The sequence below is a fragment of the Marinomonas sp. S3726 genome (assembly GCF_000967665.1).
Taxonomy (GTDB): domain Bacteria; phylum Pseudomonadota; class Gammaproteobacteria; order Pseudomonadales; family Marinomonadaceae; genus Marinomonas.
Genome location: NZ_JXYC01000065.1, coordinates 1 through 738, shown reverse-complemented (window position 1 = coordinate 738; position 738 = coordinate 1). Strand labels below are relative to the sequence as shown.

Annotated in this window: 1 protein-coding gene; it reads left to right on the top strand. The window is 43.4% G+C overall.

Annotated features, from left to right (window positions below):
• Positions 1 to 16: 16 nt before the first annotated feature.
• Positions 17 to 738, top strand: a 722-nt coding sequence (locus TW85_RS24975) for a TolC family protein (protein WP_046019854.1), incomplete at its 3' end; no start/stop codon positions are given.

The window sequence follows — 738 nt, the reverse complement described above, 5'->3', positions numbered from 1 at the left end:
GAGCTGAAGTATTCATATGAAAAAGACCATTATCGCCTCTCTTGTCACCCTAGCTACGGCCTCTAGTATGAATGCCCAAGCTGAAAACTTATTGGACGTTTACCAACTTGCTAAAATCAACGACCCAGGCTTACGCTCTGCTGCCGCTTCTTATGAGTCTGAAAAAGAAGGCGTTGTGATTACTAAGGGTAACTTATTCCCTAATATTTCATTTGATGCTGACCTTGGTTACACAGATACCAGTGCGGACGCTGGCGACTCTGATACCAATACTAACTCTCTCAAAGTCAGCCTAGATTACCCTATTTACTCTCCCGCCCTTGGCTACGCGGTTGATTCGGTTGAAATTGGCCTAGAAAGCTCAGGTGTGAGCTATACCAATACGGAAGAAGACTTGAGCTTTGAAAGTATCTCAGCTTACTTTGATTTACTCACTGAAATGTCGAATCTCAACACAGCGAAACAACAAGCTAAAGCAACAGCCAGCCAGCTTGACCAAGTGAAGCAACAATATGAAGTGGGTCAGGTTGCCATTACTGATCTTCATACAGCCCAAGCTGAATACGACTCAAACATCGTTGATATTATCAGTGCTGAAGCTGACATGATTAATGCCCAAGAAACCTTGCGTCAGTTAACAGGCAAGCTCATCACTGATGTGCCTGACTTATCTAAAAACTATCCCATTGAAATGGAAGCAGGTAAGACAGCGAGCTTTTATGTGGATCTTGCGAAAAA